The following is a 21,195-nucleotide window of genomic DNA, read 5'->3' as shown; positions in this document are numbered from 1 at the left end:
TCCGTTAGACATGGTTGAGTTGACGTTGAAAAGTATCTGCATCCCAGTAGTCCTCGCTCCGGTGAATGAGGCCGTCGCGGATTACCAACAAATGCACGCCGCGAAGTGAAATCGCCTGCTCGCGCGGCGCGATCGGTCCCATCTGGCTCTTGAGCGTCGCCTTCAGGAGGTAGCTCATCATGGCGACACCGTTCGCACCGACGGCACGCCGTTCCGGTGTCCAGGAAGCGTCGGGAAACCAGCCGAAGAAGCGCTCCAGGCCCGTCGCTATTTCCTTCGGACCTTGTTTGACCTTGCGTTGCGCAATCTCCTCGTGACTGGCGTCGCGCGCATAAAGAGCCGCGACCGCTGCGGCATCGCGGGCGTTGTGGGCTTCGTAGAATCGTTCGACGACCTTCTCGATACTCATGCAGACGCCCCTGCGGATGCGAGGTCCAACGCGACTGTCTTCAAGTAACGGCCCTGCCCGTACAGCAGGGGACGAAGCGACGTAGGCGCCAAGATCGTGCGGATCGCACCGATCACGACGACATGGGTCCCTATCCGTCGGATTTCGGAGGCGTCGCAATCGAACGTTGCGATCGCCTCACGCAGCACGGGTGTAAAAGATGGGACGGGAAGCTCGTCCGCGGGCACGACATAGCCGTCGAGGTACTTCGAAGCACCGGGCTGTGCGCAACGTTGAGAGAGTCCGGCTTGAGCTTCACTGAGCAGATTGAGCGAGAACTTCCGGTCTCTCTCGATGTCCGCGGCCGTGACCGTCTTCGCGTTGATGCAGACCAGAAGGGTCGGTGGCTCCATGCAGACGGGCGTGTACGCGCTCACCGTCATCCCCCACGGCCGTTCTTCCCGAAGCGTGCCAACGACGGCGACGCCTCCCACGATCCGACGCATCACCGTGCGGAAAGCATCGGGTCGCGGACCGGAAGCGAGATCCCAAAGCGCAGCGCGCGCACTAACGCCCATCTCCAAACGATGTCTCATCGTATAGCCTCCCATCGCAGCCTCGCGCTATTTCCTGCCCCGCTTAGAGTAAAGTGCGCGACATGTTGGCGACGTCACGAGGCTATTCGGGAGAATTACAAGGCGTCCAATCGATATTTGTGATTTCAAATATTTACGCGAATGCTGCGTTTTGCAGGCGATCGGACTGTGGCGGTCAGCAAACCCGGCGCCGCGCCCCACTATCGATGCAATGGATGTCTAACATCGATCGTATGGATATTATGACCCGATCTTTCCCCGGCCGCGGGCTCCCGAAACCATCAAATCAGGTTGATTTTGTTCGGTCGGAACGTGCACACTCCTGCATCGTGCCACTTGCCGGTCAACGGGAGCAGGGCTTTGAACCTTCGCAGCGTCGACCTCAATCTCCTAGTCGTGCTCGATGCACTGCTGACGGAACGAAACGTCAGTCGCGCCGGCGAGCGCATTGGCCTTACGCAATCTGCGATGAGTGCGGCTCTGTCGCGTCTCCGCGAGCTGTTCGACGATCCGCTTCTGGTTCGCTTCGGTCGAGGGTTGGAGCTGACGCGAAACGCAGAAGAGCTCATCGTTCCGGTGCGGGAGACGCTGGAGCGCATCGAGCAGACGCTTTCAAAGAAGGCGCATTTCGATCCTGCCGAAAATTCGCGTAGCTTTTCGATAAGTGCTTCGGACTACGCCGTCCTGGTATTGTTGACGCCGCTGGTGCGTGCGCTCACCACCGAAGCACCCAACGTGACCGTTCATCTCGTGCCGCGCGCCCGCGACCCGGGGCGCATGTTGCAGAGCGGCCAGGCCGACCTCGTGATCGAGCCCAGCGAACTGTTTGGCGACGCCGGATTCCCGTCGACGCCTCTACTTAGCGACCGCTGGCTATGTGCTGCCGACGCCCAACATCCGCACATCGCGAAGGATTGCTTGACCCACGAACAGTTCCTGGAACTGCCGCATCTCGTCTATGGCATCGGTATGGACCGGCAGCTAAACTTGGCCGACCAACGCCTTGCCGAGATGGGTATCCAGCGGCGCATTCACGTGACGGTCGAAAGCTTCCTGCTGGTTCCGTTTCTCATCGAGGGTACCCCGCTCATCAGTCTCGTGCTGGAGCGCGAGGTCCGGGCGCTGCATTCCTGCCCGAGGCTCAAACTATTCGAGCCCCCCATTGCCTTGCCCGACATTCACGAAGCGATGTATTGGCATCCTCGACATAACAACGACCCCGCACACGCCTGGCTGCGCAATCGACTACGCCTTGTAGCCGCCGAAATCGCTTAGCGCGATCGACATCGGCAACCGGGAGGACGGCAACCTCAAGCTCCATGTCCACGCGTTGGGTACTAGGGGCGCTGTCGCACAGATCATGTGGGAGGCCGACGACGCTTGGCGCGAGAAACCGCGCAGCGTCACGCTGTCCGATCTCGTTCCTTTCAAAGGAAACACCTGCGGCGCTCTGGAAGGATACCTTTACGTGAACCTTAACCCGCGCGGGATGAATGCGCTTCGATTGCCCTGGCAGAATGTTCGCCGCTGATCGCGGCCGAGTCGAAGACAAGGCTTTCGGCCGGCGCGGCCAAAGATAGACCGTTTGCTTTGCATTGGCTGTAAAGGAGGTCGATGACTTCGTTGCGGGCCGCCGTCCAGCCGGCGGGACTCTCCACACGGAATAACAACTCGACTTCAATCGCGGCGGCGTCAATCGAATTCAGGGCGACAATCGGCGACGGGTCCTGGACGATCCGCGTGCTGGCATCCAGTACGGACCGCATGACTTGCTCGACGAAGTTTGGCGTCGTGGTGGCAATGCGTACGGTCAACGTGATCTGGTGCGTCTCGTCGGGGCGGCTGAGATTGGTAACACCCTGTCTTGCCAGGATGCTGTTCGGCACAACGACGACATTGTACCCTCCGGTAAGCAGATTGGTCGAGCGCCAGTTGGTCTCAACGACGCGGCCTTCCGTGCCATCCTTCAATTGGATCCAGTCGCCTATGGCATAGGCCCTCCCCAGCGTCAGCGCGATCCCTGAGAAGACATCGCCAAGGGTATTTTGCAGCGCAAGGCCGAAAATGATCGCGACGACGCCTGAGGTCGCAACCAGCGTACCAACCGGGACACCGAACACAAAACCAATGATCGACAGCACCACACCGAGATAGATGACACCAACGGCCATGTCCTGGATCAGGTGCGCTTCCCGTGGCCGACGATTGAGCAACATATAGATGTGGACTAGGCCAATGATGGCCCATGCGAGATGGGTCCACCATAGGATCCTGGCCGATATGGAGAGCAACGCGCCGAGACCCCGCAACTGGGCGCCATCGACGCGATGCGGAGCGATGCCGCCCAGATAGAACGTAAAACTCATGCCGATAAAGAACAGGATCTGGGCGATCAGTCGGCCGGTCGGACGGTTGCTCCCCTGAAGATGCCAAACGACGATACCGGCAATTCCGAGGATGTTGGTCAGAACAAGCGGCATCATATGATCTTCGTTTAACATGATTTGGATTCAGCAATAGCGGTCGGTTGCCACCGACGGAAGGGCCCTACGCTCAGGTGAAGCTACGCATCAATGAGCCCACGCCCTGGAGGTGTGCCCAATTACCCCACATGCATTCGAACACCCTTGGCCCCGTTGAGGAGCCGCTTCAGATGAAAATTCGCCAGCGGGTCGGCGGCGTTGAGACCGACCAGTGCTGCGAAGGCTGGCACCACGTCAGTGTCATCTGCCTCCAACTTGTTAAAGGCAGTCGCGTACTGTGTCGCGGCCAACCCATAACTCTCCGCAGCTGACAAGGGCTCGTGGGCGCGTAGCGCCTCACTTCGTCCCCGCAGAACAAGGTCGCCGATCGGCCGCCCTCTGAACTCCCGAACCTTACATGCGATCGAGTCGCTGACGCAGATCCGTGTGCCCAATGTCTTGTTCGCCGCCTCCAGTCTGGCGGCAGTGTTAACTGTGTCCCCGTAGGCTGTGTAGTCAAAGTAACGGCCGCCGCCGAAATTGCCGACCAGCGCAGGTCCGGCGTGGACGCCTATCCGCGTGACACCGAAGTCAACGCCCCTCTGTTTCCAGCGCTCCCGAAATGTTTCGGCCCATCGATCGAGCGCCTGCGCGCAGGCGATCGCGCGGGCGGGGTAATCGATCTGGTCGCCGGGTGCATTGAACAGTACCTGAATGGCGTCACCGATCACCTTCGCCACCGTCCCTTCATAGGCGAAGACGACCTCCGTCAGTCCACCGACATATTCGTTGAGCAGATCTCTCAGCACATTCGAATCGGCCGTCTCGACGAGTGACGTAAACCCTGTAATATCGGTGAAAATCACTGCAATGTCGCGCCAGTGGACCTGCATTCCATCGTCGCCATCTACAGCAGCAAGGCGCTTAGCGAGCTCAGGCGAGAAATATCTCAACAGCGACGCATGAGCCCGCTCCGCGTCCGCCTGTCGCCGGCGTGCTTCGCGCAAGACCTCGATGTGACGGATGGTCTTCTGGATCGTGGATTCCAGGTCGGCGAAATCGATGGGCTTGGTCAGGAAGTCGAACGCGCCGCGATTCATTGCGGTACGTATGTTGCTCATATCGCCGTAGGCCGACACGACAATCGCCACCTTCTTGTCCTCTCGCTCCTGCAGTTTCGCCAACAGGGAAAGGCCGTCCATGCGCGGCATGTTGATGTCCAAGACCACGAGATCGACATGCGGATGCTGCTCGATCGATTGCAGCGCTTCAAGACCGTCACGCGCGAACACGAAGCTTAACTGCCGTTCGCGAATCTGCCGGCGAAACCTCCGGAGGACGAGCACCTCCAGATCCGGCTCGTCATCGACTACAAGAACGGTGGAGGTCATGCGGGCTGTTCCAGTCTCGCCTGGATCGCCTGGCGGACCTGGCCGAAGTCGATCGGCTTGGTCAACAGGGCGTGTGCCCCCCGTTCAAGTGCCGTCTTGCGCGTTTCGGCATCCCCGTACGCCGTGATCATGATCACCGGAACGTCGGGCCGCCGAGCGCGAAGCTCCGGCAGCATCTCCAGCCCGCTCATTCCGGGCATATTGATGTCGGAGAGGATGAGGATCAGCGTTTGCTCGCCGGTATCGGAAATGCGGTTCAGGGCCTGCGCTGCCGATCCGGCAAAGTCCATCACAAAGCGCCGGGCGCCAAGCTCGCGTCGAAATTGCTGGCGAAACAGAACCTCCAGATCGGGTTCGTCATCCACCACAAGAACCGATACAGTCATAGTCAGCCCCCGATACTGTGAGAAAGACCGATGTTGCGCGGCAGCAGGATGGTGAACTCGGTGAATTCGCCGGGCTCAGTCTCGACATCGATCCTGCCGCCATGTTGCTTCACGATGATGTCGTGGCTCATGGAAAGTCCGAGGCCCGTTCCCTCGCCCGGCGGCTTGGTCGTGAAGAACGGATTGAACATCTTCTCCTTCACCTCGGGCGGAATACCGACGCCATTGTCGCGGATGCGGATTTCGACGTATTCGCCGCGATCCTGCGTGACGGCGCTGAGCGCGGGTTCAAATCCGGGATCACCGCGCTCACAGCGCTTCGCCACGGCGTAGAAGCCATTGGAGATGACGTTCAGCAGCACCCGCGTGATCTCCTGCGGGAACACGTCGGCGATCCCGGTGTTCGGATCGAACTCGCGCCTGAGGGTGACGTTGAACTGCGGTCTCTCGGTGCGCGCGCCATGATAGGCAAGATTGAGGCTCTCTTCGACGAGCGCATTGACGTCGGCAGGCCGGTGCTCGCCGCCGCCACCACGCGAATGCAGGAGCATGTTCTTGACGATGGAGTCGGCGCGCTTGCCGTGCTGCACGATCTTCTGAAGGTTGTCCGTTAGCAGCTCACTCAGTTCATCCACTTCGCCGCGGATGTCGTCCGGGAGCATGGCCGGAGTGAGGAGCTCGTTCAACTCGCCGGTCAGTTCGACCGAGAGCGTGGCAAAATTATTGACGAAGTTGAGCGGGTTCTTGATCTCGTGCGCAATGCCAGCAGTGAGCTGACCGAGCGATATGAGCTTTTCGGTCTGCACCAGGCGGTCCTGGGCCGCGCGTAGATCGTCGAGGGATCTAGCGAGCTCCTTCGTGCGGGCCTCTACTTCTTCGAATAACCGTGCGTTCTCGATCGCGATCACGGCCTGATCGGCGAACGTCTTGAGAAGGTTGATCTGGCTGCCAGTGAAGGTTCCGGGTTCGACGCGCGAAACGCCGATCGTACCGATCGCCACGCCTTTTTGGAGCATGGGCACGACCACAATGCTTCGATATCCCCTCGCGCGTGCCATACTCCTGATCGCCGGATGCACACCCGGTTCGGTCTCGATATCGGAGCGAAATGCAATCGTCGACGTGAATGCGACCCGGCTGTGGATCCCGGAGGACGTGAGTGGCGCGGGAAATGAGATTCGGATCTCCTCATCACCGGCCACGCTTCCTGCCGTGCATGCCGCCAGATGAAGCATGTCGCCGACGACACGTGTCACGAGCGCCGTTTGGCCGGCAAGCAATCGCCTCGCGCTTTCGGAGATGACGTCGAATACCGGCTGCACGTCAGTTGGCGAACTGGCGATGACATTGAGGATTCCTGCCGTGACGGACTGCCGCTCCAACGCGATCGCGAGTTCGCCCTGCAGGCGGGCATTCTCGGCTACTCCGCTCTGCAGTCGTTGTTCGAGCTCATCGACCCTGTTCCTCAGGTCGGCATCCATTGTGCTGATCATCGCTCCGGATTCAGCGCCCACACCCCGATTGCGACTAGGCCAACCCGAGGCCGCCGTCGATGGCAACCACCTGGCCGGTCATCCATTCCGAGGCTGAGCCGGCAAGCCGGACAATCCATTCTGCGACATCGTCCGGAACGCCGCGCCGCGCGAGCGGGATGCGCGCACGCTCCTGTTCCTTGACCGCGGCGGCCTGTTCCTGGGTCAGTCCCATCATGCCGGTGAGGGCGCCGGATTCCGTTGGCCCAGCGGCGACAGCGTTCACCCGTATGCCGAATGGCGCAAGCTCCAGCGCCCAACAACGGGTCAGGTGCTCCAGCGCGGCCTTGCTCGCAGCATAATGAGACAGTCCGGCCGCGGGTCGGTGACCAAAGGTGCTCGACACGTTGATGATGGTGCCGCACCTCGTCTTCAGGTGCGGAAGGGCAGCGGAGGCAAGCAGGCTAGGACCGAGCACATTAACCGAGAAGATATCCATGATCCGATCGGCCGTGGTATCGGCCAATGGAAGGATTGCGCCCGCGCCGGCGTTGTTGACCAAGGCGTCTATTCTGCCCCAGAGATCCATCGCCTTGGCAATTGTGCGCCTGGCATCATCGATCGAGGCCGCATCCGCAGCGATACCCGCGATGTTCGGATGCTCGGCGATCGTTTCGTCCAGAGGACCCGCCCGGCGGCCGGTCACGAGCACCTTGTCGCCCTGGTTGGCAAGGCGGATTGCCGCCGCTCGCCCGATCCCTGAAGTGCCGCCGGTCAGGACAATGACCTTTTCTTCGCTATGCATGTTGATCGCGTTCCTTTGCGGTTACTGGGCGGTCCAACCGCCATCAACCGAGATCGCGGTTCCAGTGATCTGGTCGGCGGCGGACGAGCATAGGAAAGCGACAGTGCCGCCAAGCTGCGCCGGAGAAACAAATTCGAGGGACGGCTGCTTCTCCGCCAGGAGTGTCCTGGCCGCTTCCGTCCGGCTGACCCCTCTTTGCACAGCGATGTCGTCGATCTGCTTGTCGACGAGGGGCGTTCGCACCCAGCCCGGACAGACTGCATTGCATGTGACCCCGCTCCCGGCAGTCTCCAGGCCGACTACTTTGGTCAAGCCGACCAGTCCGTGCTTGGCCGCGACGTAGGCTGCCTTATGCGTCGAAGCGACGAGGCCGTGCGCGGAGGCAATGTTGACGATCCGCCCCCAGCACTGCTTCTTCATCTGCGGGACCGCCGCCGCAATGCCGTGGAACGCGGCCGACAGATTGATCGCCAGGATCGCGTTCCACCTGTTGGCTGGGAACTCTTCGACCGGCGCAGTGAATTGGATGCCGGCATTGTTGACGAGGATGTCGAGCCGGCCGAATTTCTCGACCGTCGCTGCGATCAATCCGCGCACGGCCTCCTCCTTCGACATATCGGCGCCATCGTAAACGGCGCGCACACCATGCTCACGTTCGATGCCGCCTCGGATCGCCTCGATTTCGCTGGCATCGCCAAAGCCATTCAAAACGATGTCTGCCCGGAGCTTAGCCAACTCCCTAGCGATACCGAGCCCAATACCGCTGGTCGATCCGGTGACGACGGCTACCCTGCCCTTCAACATGGGACTTCCTTTCGATGGTTTGGGATTAGATTTGCCGCGAGATCAGTCACGGCGGTGGATATCGTGCGTGACAATGCCGAGCTCGGGAGCAGGCGGGTCGAGCCGCCGCGGATCGGCCAACGTACGGCGGATATCCTCCAGACCGCTCTGCCAATGCGCCCGCATCGCATTCAACCCGAATTCGTAATCCTTTGAATGGCGCTCGTAGATCTTGGACTGGTAGATCAGATGGATGATGTTGCAGGAGCGATGGCGAGCCATGTCCGCGATGGCGCGGATTTCCGGATCCTGCTTCGCGCCATCCGGTAACATTTCGAGCATTCGCTGCAGCGCCTGACGCATCTTCTGCATCCGTAGCGCCTGGTCCGTGATGGCGCGTGTGCGGCTGGAATACTGAATGTCCTTCTGGCGGCTCGACACCTCCATCAAGTCATTCGGCACACGGCCCCGTGCCGACCAAAGATCGACCTGGAAGGTCAGCGTGTCGCGCGGCTCGCTCGACAGCACTCGGGATAGAGGCGTGTTCGAAACGACGCCGCCGTCCCAATAGTGCTCGCCGTCGACCTCGACCGCAGGGAAGCCCGGCGGCAGGGCACCGGATGCCATGAAATGCTGCGGTCCGAGCCGGCGTTCAGCCGTGTCGAAATAGGTCAGGTTGCCCGTACGGACGTTGACCGCGCCAACGCTGACGCGCACCTCCCCGGCGTTCAGCCGATCAAAGTCGACAAGCCGCTCCAACGTCTGCTGCAATGGTGAGGTATCGTAGAAACTCGTCGCCGCGTTGCCCGAGAAGGGCGACAGGAACGGTGGCGGGAAGCGTGGCTTGAAAAAGCCGGGTTGCCCCTGCAAGAGGGCCCTGAGCGCCGCCAGGGCATTGTGCGCTGAGCGGAGATCGAAGGCGAACGGCATCGCATTGGCAAGCCCTTCGCCGACCGGCCATTCCACCGCCGCCGCGCAGATGCTCTCCCAGAACTTGCGTAGCCGTTCGATCCGCTCGGCCTCGGGCGAGCCGGCAATAATGGCGGCGTTCAGCGCGCCGATCGAAATGCCAGCCAACCAGTTCGGCCGTATGCCGGCTTCGTGCAGGCCTTCGTAAACGCCGGCTTGATATGCACCAAGCGCGCCGCCACCCTGCAGCACCAAGGCCACGACATCATATGGCAATGGCTTGGCCGCTTGCGGCGCCGGATCGATATCCCCGCGCATGACGTTCAGCATTTTCTGGAGCTCCGGATGTAGGGCTGATCTCGGTCAGCCGGCATTTGCTTCGATCAAGACGTCCGAGACCGAGCCGCAGCCCTGGTCGGTGGCAAGATAGTCATGGACCACGCCGCCTAGCCCGAGCGTCAGGTCCACGACGAGGTGCTTGGCCGACAGCACCTGCAGCACCGGCAACTCGGCGACGGGTGCCAGGGCATGCGAGTACAGATCCAGGGCAGCGGGGCCGGTCCAAGCACCCTTCACGGTGATGTCCTTTAGGTGGAAACGCACCAGCTCGCAGATGCGCGGCGAACCATCGACATGCGGAATGATCTTGAGCAGGAAATTGGCGGCTGCGAGCTTGCGGGCTTCCGCCGCCGTATCGAGCGACCGGTGCTTGTAGCCCATGGTGCCGGTCGCAATGCGGATTGAGCCATAGTTCAAAGTGCCAACCAGCGTATCGATTTCGACCTCGAGCTTCGGTTGCGCCAATTTCTTGGGAAACCCCCATAGCTCGCGCCCGCCCGCGATCGGCGGATGGTCGTTCAGGAACATCTGATGGGTGAAGCCGCCCAGCTGGCCCCTGTAGGATACGGGAATGACCTGGCCGCTCTCGGTGTAGTCGCCGAAGCCGGTGGAATCCGGCATGCGAATGAACTCGTAGTTCACTACTGGTTCGGTGATCTCCAGCGGCTCCGGCACCACGCGGCGCAGCGCGTCGGGATCGGTGCGGTACTGGATGATGAAATATTCGCGGTCGACGAAGCGGTAAGGACCGGGAGGAAAGGCCGGACTGCTCAGCGGCATCGCGAACGACGATGCGCGCACGGTCTCGTGTTTCACGGTGGTAAGCTCCAAGCTTGTCAGTGGCGGGCGCGGTCGCCGCTTGTCAGCGCCCGCCCCTGGTTCGGATTTGAGCCAACAATCGGTCAGTAGTCCCAGAAGGCCGGCACCCAACGAAACGCGTCGCCTGCGACCGCAACATGACCAACCGACGGGAACGGCATGTGCGTGGCCACCAGCAGTTCGCGGTTCGCCGCCAGTTCGCGCAAAAGTTCGATCCGGACGCGAGCGGCTTCCTCGGGATCGTGCTCGAAGCCGTTGTGCCAATCCGGGTGCTCGAACCCGACGGTGAAGACGAGGTCGCCAGCGAATGTCAGCCGGTCGCCGCCGGATGCCACGCGAACCACGCTGTGTCCGGGAGTGTGGCCACCGGTGCGGCGGACTACGACGCCCGGCGCAACTTCGTGCTCATCTTCGAACGTCCGCAGCTGGTTGTGGTACTCGTTCGCGAACCGCTTGGCGGTGGCCCGAAGCGCGTCCGGGAATCCCGGCGGCATGGAGACGCGGGAGAAATCGGGCGCCTCCCAGAATTTGACCTCCGCGGCCGCCACGTGGATCCGCAGGTCCGGACGCAGCCGGTCCTTCACGCCCTCGACCAGCAAGCCGCCGACATGGTCCATGTGCATGTGGGTCAGCACCACGTCGGTCACGGATGCCAGGTCGATGCCGGCGTCTTCCAGTCGCTTGACCAACTGCCCGGCCCGCGGCAGGTGCAGATCCGGGTCCAGTCCGAGACCCGCGTCGATCAAGATGGTCTGCGCGCCGCTGCGTACCACGACCACGTTCAGTGCCCAGTCGAACGCGTCCGGCGGCAGGAACATGTCGTCCAGCCAGGCGGCGCGGACGGCCGGGTCGGCGTTGTGCGCCAGCATCTTGGACGGCAGCGGCAGCACGCCGTCGCTGATCACCATAACATCGATGTCGCCGATTTTCAGCGCGTAGCGCGATGGTACCAATTCGTCGGGCTTCGATCTAACGGAGCGTGCGACAGTGTCTAAGTTCATGGTTGTCTCCTGTTGAGTATTGCGAATCATCCGATCCATCTTCGAGAACTTCTGCGCTCGATCCTGAGCGGCTCGTGCTTTCGCGCAGAAAGCGCGGTCAATGCTCGTGAGGTGTTTAGAGATCAGTGACACGCTCCGGATCAGCGGAAGCAAGAGCAGCGGCACGCTCGGCCCGCGGCGGATAGATCCAGACGGTATTAATCTCCTTCTTGGTCTTCTTGGCTTCGTCGCCAACCATCTCGACCTTGCGCTCCCAGCCGCGCGTGAAGAGCGCACCGGCTTCTCCTAAGTCGAGACAAGTGACGTAAGCCTTCTGGCGGTACGGTTTGGTAGGGACGCCTAGCAGCTCGGCGGCCGCATTGTTGCCGGCGAAGGCGCCCATCCGCGTGGCGTGTTGGCAGGACATCAGCGCGTAGTTGCCAACCTCGTCACATGCCGCCCTCGCCGCATCGCCGGTCGCAAAGACCCCAGGCACCGACAGCACGCGCAAGTCGGGATCGACGAGCAGGCGCCCAAAGTTGTCGCGCTCAGCGGGAATCTGCGCGGTTAGCGGAGCGGCCCGCATGCCGGCCGCCCAGATCACGGTCCCGCTATCAATATGCTCGCCGCTGGAAAGCGTGACGCCGGACTTGTCGAGCGAGGTAACGCCAACGCCGAGCCGGGTCTCGACCCCCAACTTGCGGAGCGCGACTTCGATGATAGGACGAGGACCTTCGCCCATGTCGGGGGCGATCGCACTGTTTCGTTCGACGATGATGACACGCGGCTTGGCATCCTTGCCGAGGATCTCACGAAGCCGTGCGGGCATTTCTGTCGCGACTTCGATGCCAGTGAATCCGCCGCCGGCCACGACAACCGTGTCGCGCATCCGTGATACCGGCCACCCCACCAAATGATGCAAATGCCGGTCGAGGGCGATCGCGTCGTCGAGCTGGTCGACGCTGAAACCGTGTTCAGCGAGCCCGGGGATACTGGGACGGAACAGCCGGCTACCAGCTGCGACAATCAATCGGTCATAGGTGAGTCTCTGCTTCGCACCCTTGGCCGCAACGATGTCTACCACTTGAGACTCGGTATCGATCGACTCGGCGCTGCCTTTCACATAGGCAACGTCAACGGCCTTCAGCACATCCAGGAGCGAAGCTGTCAGGGTCTCCGGTTTCGGCTCATAGAGCCGCGGTCGAATCACCAGCGTCGGCTCCGGTGAAACCAACGCAATTTCGAACGCCTCGGGCGAAACGCCCTGGATGTCGCGCAGCCGGGCCGCAGAGAGAGCGGCATACATGCCGGCGAATCCGGCGCCAATGATGACTAGTCGCATTTGATTACTCCTTGGGTTTGACTGTCTTCGATGAAGGCACCGGGTTAGGCGCTCACGAATTTCAGCAAGTCTGCGTTGATGATATCGGGATGCGTCGTACACAGACCGTGCGGTAGCAGGTCGTAGATTTTCAAAGTGCTTCGTTTCAGAAGCTTCGCCGACAAGGTTGCAGAATCGCCAACGGGCACGATCTGATCGTCGCCGCCATGCAGGACGAGCGTGGGGACGTCGATGTTCTTCAGATCCTCGGTGAAGTCGGTTTCCGAGAAGGCTTTGACGCCATCGTATTGTGCCTTGGCGTTACCCATCATTGCTTGGCGCCACCAATTCCAGATCACCGCCGGGGACGCCTGTGCACCTGGGCGATTGTAGCCATAGAACGGGCCACTCGCGAATTCGAGATAGAACTGTGCCCTGTTCGCTGCGAGCTGCTTGCGCAATCCGTCAAGCACCTCAATGGGCACGCCCGCCGGATTGGCTTCCGTCTTCAACATCAAGGGAGGCACGGCCCCGATCAGGACCAGTTTGGCCACCCGGTTCCTGCCGTGGCGTGCGACGTAGCGCGCTGCTTCGCCGCCGCCCGTGGAATGACCAACGTGAATGGCATTGCGAAGATCGAGATGGTCAACGACAGTCGCAACGTCGGCTGCGTAGTGGTCCATGTCATGGCCATCGCTCACTTGACTCGAGCGGCCATGACCTCGCCGGTCATGCGCAATGACTCGATAGCCCTTGCCGACGAAGAACAACATCTGCGCGTCCCAATCGTCGGAACTGAGCGGCCAACCGTGATGAAAGACGATCGGCTGGGCGGACTTCGACCCCCAATCCTTGTAGAATATCTGCACGCCGTCCTTGGTCGTCACAGAAGTCGCGGGATCGCTTCCTTGTGTGGCCGACATCGAATGGTCCCTTTCCTTGCCAATCGCCGAAGACGGGCGAACGGTCAGCGATGTCGCGCAAATGAGCGTGCTCGCCAGCAAGTTTCGACGCGACGTGGCGAGGCCGCTGAAGGTCTTTTTGGAAATCATCTGTTGGTCTCCGTGTCGTCAGATTTCTTGCGGCTATCTAGGGGAGCTCGCGGACCACTGCCCAAGAGCGATTGCGCCGATTGCAGCGCGATTGCTGCTAACGCATGCTGCGCCGCCAATTGGTCGGCGTTTCGCCGGTGAACCGTTTGAATGCCGCGGCGAACGCGGTCTGAGAGCCGTAGCCAAGGACCTCCGCGACCGCGACGACCGATGCGTCCGTGTCGCGCAGCATCTCCATGGCCTGCTCGAGCCGTCGCTGGCGGAGCCAGGCATGAGGCGAAAGGCCTGTGCTCTCCTTGAAGGCACGGCAAAAGTGGTAGCGCGAGAGGCCGGCCTCGGAAGCGAGTGCTCCGAGGGAAACGTCCGCATCGTTATCGGAGCGCAAGCGCTCGATGGCGCGGCGCAGGACATTTGGCGACAGGCCGCCCAGAGCTGGCCGGACCGTGATCGACGAGCCAGCATGTGCTGCCAAGAGGCGCGTTGCCAGAAGGTCCATCAATTGCTGCCTGAACAATGCTTCCAGCGTCGCGTGTCCTTCCAGAACATCCACTGCACTCATCAGCAACCGGGATGTAACGGGATCCGAGTACACTGTCCGCTCCAGAAGATCGCCGGGCGCGGCCACGTAGGCTTCGTCGGCAACACGCGAGAGTGTTGCCTGCGGAAGATAGAGCTGAAGGACATGCATCGGCCGGTGAATATCCCACCGAGAGGTCGAACCAGCCGGAATGAGCGTCACGACGCCGGGACGAGCCGTTCCGATCGCAACTGATCGTCCGGTGCGCCGCTCGAGCCGTTGTACGCCGGTCGGGTAGGTCATGATGACGTGATCGACCATCGGCTTGACGATGTCGTGTACGGGCTCGTGCTTCCAGTATGCAATCGTGCCGCTGGACGGTTCCAAAGCAACGCGAAAGGGCTTAGTCCTGAGCACGCGTGCCATCTCTTCATTGGCGGGGCGCCGCTCACCGACCGGCAGGTCACTCCTATGCGCCTGCGTCGCGCCGGGCACATTGTCCAGGTGGGCGCGCAAGATGGGCTTGCTCATGAACTTCCACTCGCATTGGGGAAGAGCGTTCGTTCCGCGCGTCTGCGGATGCATCGCTTCCCGTGTGCTGCGATCATGGCGGTGAGCGCTGTACGAGGGCATCGTGCAGCGGGTCTGGTCGCGCTGGTTCAGCGGATAGGTCGACCTATACCTCGGTATAGTTCGGGAGAGATTGTCCGCATCGCGGGCGCAATTCCTTGCAAACGCAGGCGCTCATGCGAACGTTGGCGCACTTACCGAATGAGCGCGACAACGCTGGAATCGGGACCGGCAGTCGCCGGCACCGGAAGCGTGAAGCGAAAATGCGCGCCGCCATTTGGACGATTCGCGCCCAAAATGCTGCCTCCGTGCGCCCTAACGATCGACTGGCAGATCGCGAGGCCGATGCCAATTCCTGCATCCTTGGTGCTGAAGAAGCTGTCGAAGATGCGCCCGATATCTCCGGTGGCGATACCCGGCCCATTGTCGAAGACGGAGAAGCCGACCGAGCCTTCTTCGGTGACCGACGTCTGGACGTCGATTCGACGTGTCGGTTGACCGGAGTGCACGATGGCCTGGACGCTGTTGACGAGCAGATTGATAATCACCTGCTGCAGCTGAATCCGGTCACCAATCACTTGGGGAAGCCCAGATGCAAACGTCGTCGACAAGGCAATTGATTTTGACTCAATGTCGTGGCGAATGAATAACAGCGCTTCTTTCGCGACGTCATTGATATCCATGAGCCGCTTCTCTGGTTCATGCTTCGCCGCCATGCCTCGTATGCGATGAATGATTTCGCTCGCGCGCCGCGCATTCGCCACGATTCGGGAGGTGAGCTGGGTGACCTTTTCGATGTTTTGATCTGCGCGCGCCAGCCACCTCAAGCTTGCCTCACCATTGGTCACGATGGCCGTAAGCGGCTGATTGATCTCATGCGCGATCGAAGTTCCGAGCTCCCCAAGAGTTGCGATGCGGCCAGCATGCGCGAAATCAGCTTGCAGCTTCCGAAGTTGCCGTTCGGCGTTCAAGCGCTCACTGATGTCCTGGATGGTGATGAAGGTGTTGTCGAGTTGCTCGGGGGGCACAGGATATGTGACCGTGAACAGGACATCGATGAGCGAACCGTCGAATGCACGGATCCTGGTCTCCTCTATGAGATTGCGTCGACCTTCAAAGTGAGCCACCATGACCCGCTCGGCGAGACCCGGGACGGCGGCAAACAGGTATCGAACCGGTTTGATTAGGTCGGCGGGATTGCGTGCCCGAAACAGTGAGACTGCATCGTGGTTGACGTCCGTCACACGAACGACGTCCTTGGCGTGCTCGATAAGATCAGGGTGTGTCGCCAGATAGGAAGCAATATCGCGAACACCCTTCGCCTTCAGATCGTCGAAGACCTCGCCCGCGCGTCGGGAATCGACCTGCCAGAGAGCCGTCGGTAGATACTGAATGAGCTTGCGATATCGATCCTCGCTCGCGTGCAACTCCCAGGACGTGCGGTCATCATCGATCGCGCCGTTGATCGTAACAAGCACGGTGCCCGACGGCTTCGGGTCCGCAGAATGCCAGGCCCTGATGATGGGGTTGCGTATCGCGCCGCTCAGGACCATTCTGCGGGTCTCGAGGCGCGAGCGGTCTGTGGCAACGTCTCCGATTAGTCCGGCCAGGATTGAGCGGCTTTCAGCCGGCCAGAACGTACCGATCGGTTGACCGATCATCTGCTCGTGCCCTGCATGTGCCCCGAACATGCGAACCGCGCGATCATTGACAGCCAGAATTCGAGTGGCGGTAAGCAGTCCGTTGACCCAGTCCGGATGCTGATCAAGGTCGATAGCGGCTCCGCCACGCCTGTGCTTCGCGATTGCATCGAGCAGGGGCCGGGCCGGCGAGGCATCAAGCTCCCAAGCAGCGGCCTGAGATCCCTGCAACTCGGCATCCATGCGCAGGTACGCTGCTTCGGTTAGTGGTCCTGCATTTCGGCCACACTCAACGATGTCAAGGACCGCGCCGGTTGCGTCTCGTCGCACCACCTGCCGCACGGCCGCCGCAACCTCGACCCCGGTCAGGCTACGCCGAAAGACGATACCTTCCCATCGACCTTCGCGGAGCAGTATGTCGATGTGATCGACACCCGAGTGGCCGCGCGAGCCGATCTCTGCCACGTGTCGACCGACCATCGCCATGGAAGGCCAGCCGTACAGGACTTCCGATGCGGCATTCCAGTACTGGATGACACCGTGCAGGTTGCTGACGATGATGCTTTCGGACACAAGGTCGGCCAGTTCCGTGCCGGGAGCAGAGGCAACGAGATTCGGCTGGCCGCCTTGCGATATCTGTCGGGCGAGATTAGTCATCTGATGGTGGATCCCGTCGCTCGTTGCGTCGCGAGCGGCCTGCGCAGTTCATTGCGTTCTGCAGGAGATGAAAGAGCACCTCATCATTGACCGGCTTCGTCAGGCAGGCATAGGCACCGCCCCTCAGTGCGCGAGCCTCTGTCGCCGGGCTTGTGTCCGCGGTGATGAAAATGACCGGCATTGACGAGCCCAGCTCGCGCAATCGCTCCTGTAGTTCGAGCCCGCTCCGGCCGGGCATGCTCACATCCGTGATCAGGCAATCGAAGCGGCCTGGCACAAATTCAGCCATGAACGCCTCCGCCCGATCAAACGAGCGACACGCAACGTCCAGGACCAGGAGGAGATCGCAAAGAGCCTCTCGTACAGCTTGGTCGTCATCTACGATGGCAACTAGGGGCGTTTTGGACAAACAGATGACTTTCGCTGGCATGGCCCGCCGATCATCTGCCCATTGCTGATCGGGTTGTACCTATTCCTTGGTGTAGGATGGGCTACCTCCCGCGAAGTTCCGCAGGAAGTGCTTCCCAAATCCGGATCAAGTCTCCGACGGACGTTGCTTGCAGCTTTCTCGTCGCGTTGCCGCGATGCAACTTCACAGTGATCTCGCTGATGCCGAGATCAAAGGCGATCTGCTTGTTGAGGCGCCCCCTTGCTACCTCGCCCAGGACTTCACGTTCGCGCGGTGTCAGCGTTGCGAAGCGGGCGGCGTGTTGCGTTATGCGCCTGGCCGCGGCTCTTTGCGAGACATCCTTCTCGATCGCCGCCGCGACGGCGTCGAGGAGTGTCTGGTCTCTGACTGGCTTCGTCAGGAAGTCGACGGCTCCCGCCTTCATTGCCTGGACGGTCATGGCTATATCGCCATGACCCGTGAGGAAAATGATCGGCCTCGTGTTGCCGTTCAATGCCAGACGCTGTTGCAGATCCAGCCCGCTTGCTCCGGGCATGCGAACATCGAGAATCAGGCAGCCGGGCCGCTCCGGAAGATCGGCACGCAACAATTCCTGCGTCGAGCCAAAGCAGCACGCGTCGATGCCGACCGATAGCAAAAGCTCCCGAAGCGCCGACCGGATCTCCTCGTCGTCGTCCACGATCAAAACAAGTGGGCGGTCTGCAGTGTTAGTATTGAGAGTCATAGGTAAGCGCGCTACGTGCGATGAAGGCTGCGAGCCCGTGGATACGGTTGCCCTAAGCATTTGCGTGGCCTCCTGATCGCTTCTGCCCCGCGGTCTTTCGCTGCTTTTTCGCAGATGCCCGTAAGGTCCATGTCATGACACGGCCGTCACGGTCACTTGGCTTCTACAGCGTGTTTCTAGGGCTCGCAGGGCCCCCGCGTCTTTCCCAAAGCCGTCATGTCTTGCCTCATTCCGTGCCAAACGAGGACCATGCGACTGCGAGTCGCGGAATCACGTGTGCTTGCGAATCGTTGCGACCTGCGCTCCGGATTTCACCCCAGTTCCTGGCGGCAGTTGATTGGGTCGACCGCATTGAAATTGCTTCCGAATCCGTTGCGACTTTCGCGGCGATTTGCCCTCACGAAAAGTTGCGCGTCTCCGGGTGGCCGTGGACAGCCGCTTGCCTATTTCCGATAATGCACCGCAAAATTCGCAGGGCGATCAGCGCCTGCGGTCTAACCTTCCGGATCAACTCAAATGGCACAGGCCGGCGTCTACGGATCGAGGCTCGGACGACCCCTGCAGGCGAAGAACGCACCTTCGCTGATTGCACGTACGCTGCGCAGTTCCGAGCTAGCGGTGACCGAAACCCGAAACGACGACCCGGTGCCGAGCCTTTCCGGTTCGCTGCCCTCCGAGGACGCCTACCTCGTCAGCCTCAAATTTCGTGATTATCCGGACTGCGAGTGCTGGGAGCGGGGCCGATGCGTCATCAAGACGAATGTCCACGGCGGCGCGACCTATCTCTACGATCTGAAGCGCGATCCGCGCTACGTCATCGACAAGCCGTTTCACTCCCTCTTTTTCTATCTTCCGCGCTCGGCCCTTGACGACATTGCGAGGCAGGCCGGCGCACCGCGCATTGGCGAGCTTGCCTATGAGCCGGGTATAGGCCACGACGACGCAGTCGTCCGTAACCTCGGTGCGTCGCTCGTGGAAGCTTTGCGTCGAGCGGACGAGACCAACCAGCTTTTCGTCGACCACATGTTGCACGCACTTACTGCGCACGTCGCTCAAACCTACGGTGGCCTTCGGCGTAGCGCCAAGACGATACGCGGCGGCCTCGCTCCGTGGCAGTTAGACCGCGCTTGCGATATGCTCAATGCCGATCTCGCCGGAAAGACTCCTTTACGGCAGATCGCAGCCGAGTTTGATCTTTCGGTCGATCATTTCTCGCGGGCGTTCCGAATCTCCACTGGTCTGCCGCCGCATCGATGGCTACTTCGCCGGCGGGTGAAGACGGCCGAGCAGTTGATGACCATCCGCGATCTGCCGCTGTCCGAGGTTGCGAAATCGGCTGGGTTTGCCAATCAGAGCCACTTTACGAGGGTATTTTCAGCAATGGTCGGCGTCAGTCCGGGAGCGTGGCGCCGAGGAGTGCGAGGCGCGTCGGATAGTGAGGGGTAATCAGGGTTACGCATAAAGACGGTCTGCGACCTACACAACCGCAACGTATGCATGGCTAGGCCGACCCTCATGACGATAATCACGGCGAGCAGCACCAATTCCTAGCCGTCCTCGCACGACAACTAAAAGGCATTTTCGACGCCCAACTCATGGAGCGAGCTTCAATAGCGCGCGCGTCTCCGGCACGGTCGCTGGACGCCGCCCGTATCGACCGCAGAGTTCGACCACACGCTTGACAAGCGCAGCGTTCGACGGTGCAAGCTTCTCACGATCCAGTCGCACATTGTCCTCAAGTCCTGTGCGGCAGTGTCCACCGAGTTCAAGAGACCACGCATTGAGCGTGATCTGGTCCTTTCCAATGCCGGCGCCGGTCCAGGTCGCATCAGGCGCCAACCGGTTAAGGGTCTCAATATAGAACTCAAACGCTGCTCGATCGACGGGCATTGCGTTCTTCACGCCCATTACGAATTGGACGTGCAGCGGTCCTTTGATCTTGCCGATCTTTTGCATAGCGATGGCCTGGAAAATCATCGATAGGTCGAACGCCTCGATCTCCGGCTTTATCTCATGAGCCAGCATCTCGGAGGCCAACCAGTCGACGAGTTCGGGAGCATTCTCGTAAACGCGCGTGGAAAAATTGCACGACCCGGTCGACAGCGACGCCATGTCCGGCCGCAGTGACAGCATTCCGCCTCGCTCCCGGCCTGTGCCTGAGCGCCCTCCAGTCGAGAGCTGCACAATCATGCCGGGACAGTATTTCCGGAGGCCTTCCAGCAAACGCCCAAAACGTTCGGGATCCGATGTCGGCTTACCCGCATCGTCGCTCGAGTTGCTCCGGGCCTATTCCTCATCCTTCATCAATCGAATCGAACAACATGCGATAATTCTTCTCGGAGTCGCGTGCGAAATCGACCTCTGTCGCGGAATATCGAAAGCCCGTATTCGGTGCCGGCATCGTGCCGTAGGCGCGTGGTGCCCCTCGTCTGCTTCCTTCCGACCATCTCCGGCCAATTTCTCAACTTGACCTACCAGATCGCGCCAGACCTCTCCTTGTCGCGCGGATACCATTTCTAGACGGGTCGCGGGTCGATGACGCCTGGACAATCAACCTATCCCATGTGCCAGGCGCACCACCGCGGTCGCCGGCGCGGTGCTGTTTCGTATCGATCCGGCGCCGTTCCAGTACAAAGTCAACCAGCTCGAGGCATCGCTTGCGCAAACACGCCAGCAGGTCAAGCAGCTGAAGGCCAGTTACGAGCGGGCGACGGCGAATGTCGACGGGCTACGGCATCGACCCCGAAGGCAGACATCGCTTCTGCACTTGAAACTAGGCCGCCGGCGATATTCGTTTCCCGAACAATACGTGGGCTTATGGTGCGCGCTCCGAGGGCATTCGTCTTTGCTGCAGCTTCAAGGAGTTGCGGATGTGGACAACGAGGCTGGGGATATCCGTGCCGCAGGGATGCCTTGCCGTCTCTTGTCAGCGACCACTCTTAAGAGACGGCGGCACTCCCGGCATAATGGGCGCG

The 21,195-nt window shown here is 60.9% G+C and carries 19 protein-coding genes and 1 pseudogene; 2 read left to right on the top strand and 18 right to left on the bottom strand.

The window, feature by feature from the left end:
- Positions 1–4 precede the first annotated feature (4 nt).
- Together J2R80_RS13930 and J2R80_RS13925 are read right to left on the bottom strand one after the other, a co-directional pair.
- On the bottom strand, positions 5–409 hold the full coding sequence (locus tag J2R80_RS13930; protein WP_253625479.1) for a nuclear transport factor 2 family protein: 405 nt from the start codon (positions 407–409) through the stop codon (positions 5–7).
- Positions 406–984 (bottom strand): flavin reductase family protein, encoded by a 579-nt coding sequence (locus tag J2R80_RS13925; protein WP_158074181.1) that lies wholly within the window; start codon positions 982–984, stop codon positions 406–408. Before J2R80_RS13925 ends, J2R80_RS13930 begins: the two co-directional genes overlap by 4 nt.
- A 360-nt stretch (positions 985–1,344) precedes the next feature.
- Here J2R80_RS13925 and J2R80_RS13920 point away from each other — a divergent pair, with 360 nt between their 5' ends.
- Positions 1,345–2,259 carry a LysR family transcriptional regulator gene (locus tag J2R80_RS13920; RefSeq protein ID WP_253638741.1) on the top strand — a complete coding sequence of 305 codons (915 nt, stop codon included), beginning with the start codon at positions 1,345–1,347 and terminating at the stop codon, positions 2,257–2,259.
- A gap of 200 nt (positions 2,260–2,459) precedes the next feature.
- Here J2R80_RS13920 and J2R80_RS13910 read toward each other — a convergent pair whose 3' ends face one another.
- The 15 genes from J2R80_RS13910 to J2R80_RS13840 all read right to left on the bottom strand — a co-directional run bounded on the left by J2R80_RS13910 (position 2,460) and on the right by J2R80_RS13840 (position 18,220).
- Complete coding sequence (locus tag J2R80_RS13910) at positions 2,460–3,485, bottom strand: mechanosensitive ion channel family protein (protein WP_253638740.1); 1,026 nt, start codon at positions 3,483–3,485, stop codon at positions 2,460–2,462.
- A gap of 101 nt (positions 3,486–3,586) precedes the next feature.
- Positions 3,587–4,837, bottom strand: a complete 1,251-nt coding sequence (locus tag J2R80_RS13905; protein WP_253638739.1) for an adenylate/guanylate cyclase domain-containing protein — start codon at positions 4,835–4,837, stop codon at positions 3,587–3,589.
- Entirely contained in the window at positions 4,834–5,223 is a 390-nt protein-coding gene (locus J2R80_RS13900; protein ID WP_253638738.1) for a response regulator, read from the bottom strand. Before J2R80_RS13900 ends, J2R80_RS13905 begins: the two co-directional genes overlap by 4 nt.
- Positions 5,224–5,225: 2 nt before the next feature.
- Positions 5,226–6,704 (bottom strand): sensor histidine kinase, encoded by a 1,479-nt coding sequence (locus tag J2R80_RS13895; protein WP_253638737.1) that lies wholly within the window; start codon positions 6,702–6,704, stop codon positions 5,226–5,228.
- 46 nt (positions 6,705–6,750) lie between these two features.
- Positions 6,751–7,500, bottom strand: a complete 750-nt coding sequence (locus J2R80_RS13890; protein ID WP_253638736.1) for an SDR family NAD(P)-dependent oxidoreductase — start codon at positions 7,498–7,500, stop codon at positions 6,751–6,753.
- Positions 7,501–7,521: 21 nt separating this feature from the next.
- Entirely contained in the window at positions 7,522–8,304 is a 783-nt protein-coding gene (locus J2R80_RS13885) for a 3-hydroxybutyrate dehydrogenase (RefSeq protein WP_168855294.1), read from the bottom strand.
- A gap of 42 nt (positions 8,305–8,346) precedes the next feature.
- On the bottom strand, positions 8,347–9,522 hold the full coding sequence (locus J2R80_RS13880) for a patatin-like phospholipase family protein (RefSeq protein WP_253625474.1): 1,176 nt from the start codon (positions 9,520–9,522) through the stop codon (positions 8,347–8,349).
- 33 nt (positions 9,523–9,555) lie between these two features.
- A complete protein-coding gene (locus J2R80_RS13875; RefSeq protein ID WP_253638735.1) occupies positions 9,556–10,347 on the bottom strand; it encodes an acetoacetate decarboxylase in 792 nt (263 codons plus the stop codon).
- Positions 10,348–10,433: 86 nt separating this feature from the next.
- Positions 10,434–11,390: an MBL fold metallo-hydrolase gene (locus tag J2R80_RS13870; RefSeq protein ID WP_253638734.1), complete on the bottom strand. Its 957-nt coding sequence runs from the start codon at positions 11,388–11,390 to the stop codon at positions 10,434–10,436.
- 76 nt (positions 11,391–11,466) lie between these two features.
- Positions 11,467–12,672: an NAD(P)/FAD-dependent oxidoreductase gene (locus tag J2R80_RS13865; protein ID WP_253638733.1), complete on the bottom strand. Its 1,206-nt coding sequence runs from the start codon at positions 12,670–12,672 to the stop codon at positions 11,467–11,469.
- A 44-nt stretch (positions 12,673–12,716) separates the two neighbouring features.
- Positions 12,717–13,574, bottom strand: a complete 858-nt coding sequence (locus tag J2R80_RS13860; RefSeq protein ID WP_076826970.1) for an alpha/beta fold hydrolase — start codon at positions 13,572–13,574, stop codon at positions 12,717–12,719.
- Between the two features lie 226 nt (positions 13,575–13,800).
- Positions 13,801–14,751 carry an AraC family transcriptional regulator gene (locus tag J2R80_RS13855; RefSeq protein ID WP_253638732.1) on the bottom strand — a complete coding sequence of 317 codons (951 nt, stop codon included), beginning with the start codon at positions 14,749–14,751 and terminating at the stop codon, positions 13,801–13,803.
- A 233-nt stretch (positions 14,752–14,984) separates the two neighbouring features.
- A complete protein-coding gene (locus J2R80_RS13850; RefSeq protein ID WP_253638731.1) occupies positions 14,985–17,087 on the bottom strand; it encodes an ATP-binding protein in 2,103 nt (700 codons plus the stop codon).
- Positions 17,080–17,517, bottom strand: coding sequence for a response regulator transcription factor (locus tag J2R80_RS13845; RefSeq protein ID WP_141340811.1), 438 nt, complete (start codon positions 17,515–17,517; stop codon positions 17,080–17,082). The genes J2R80_RS13850 and J2R80_RS13845 overlap by 8 nt, the downstream gene beginning before the upstream one ends.
- Before the next feature lie 61 nt (positions 17,518–17,578).
- Positions 17,579–18,220, bottom strand: a complete 642-nt coding sequence (locus J2R80_RS13840; RefSeq protein ID WP_141340810.1) for a response regulator transcription factor — start codon at positions 18,218–18,220, stop codon at positions 17,579–17,581.
- 516 nt (positions 18,221–18,736) lie between these two features.
- Between J2R80_RS13840 and J2R80_RS13835 the strand changes: the two genes are divergently transcribed.
- Positions 18,737–19,666 carry an AraC family transcriptional regulator gene (locus J2R80_RS13835; protein ID WP_141340809.1) on the top strand — a complete coding sequence of 310 codons (930 nt, stop codon included), beginning with the start codon at positions 18,737–18,739 and terminating at the stop codon, positions 19,664–19,666.
- Between the two features lie 147 nt (positions 19,667–19,813).
- On the opposite strand, the pseudogene J2R80_RS13830 reads toward J2R80_RS13835, so the two are convergent.
- Positions 19,814–20,476: pseudogene (locus J2R80_RS13830) on the bottom strand (3-keto-5-aminohexanoate cleavage protein); the annotation flags it as partial.
- Positions 20,477–21,195 lie beyond the last annotated feature (719 nt).

This window comes from Bradyrhizobium sp. USDA 4541, from assembly GCF_024171085.1.
Taxonomy (GTDB): Bacteria; Pseudomonadota; Alphaproteobacteria; order Rhizobiales; family Xanthobacteraceae; genus Bradyrhizobium; species Bradyrhizobium australafricanum.
This window is presented reverse-complemented; position numbering and strand designations above follow the sequence as displayed.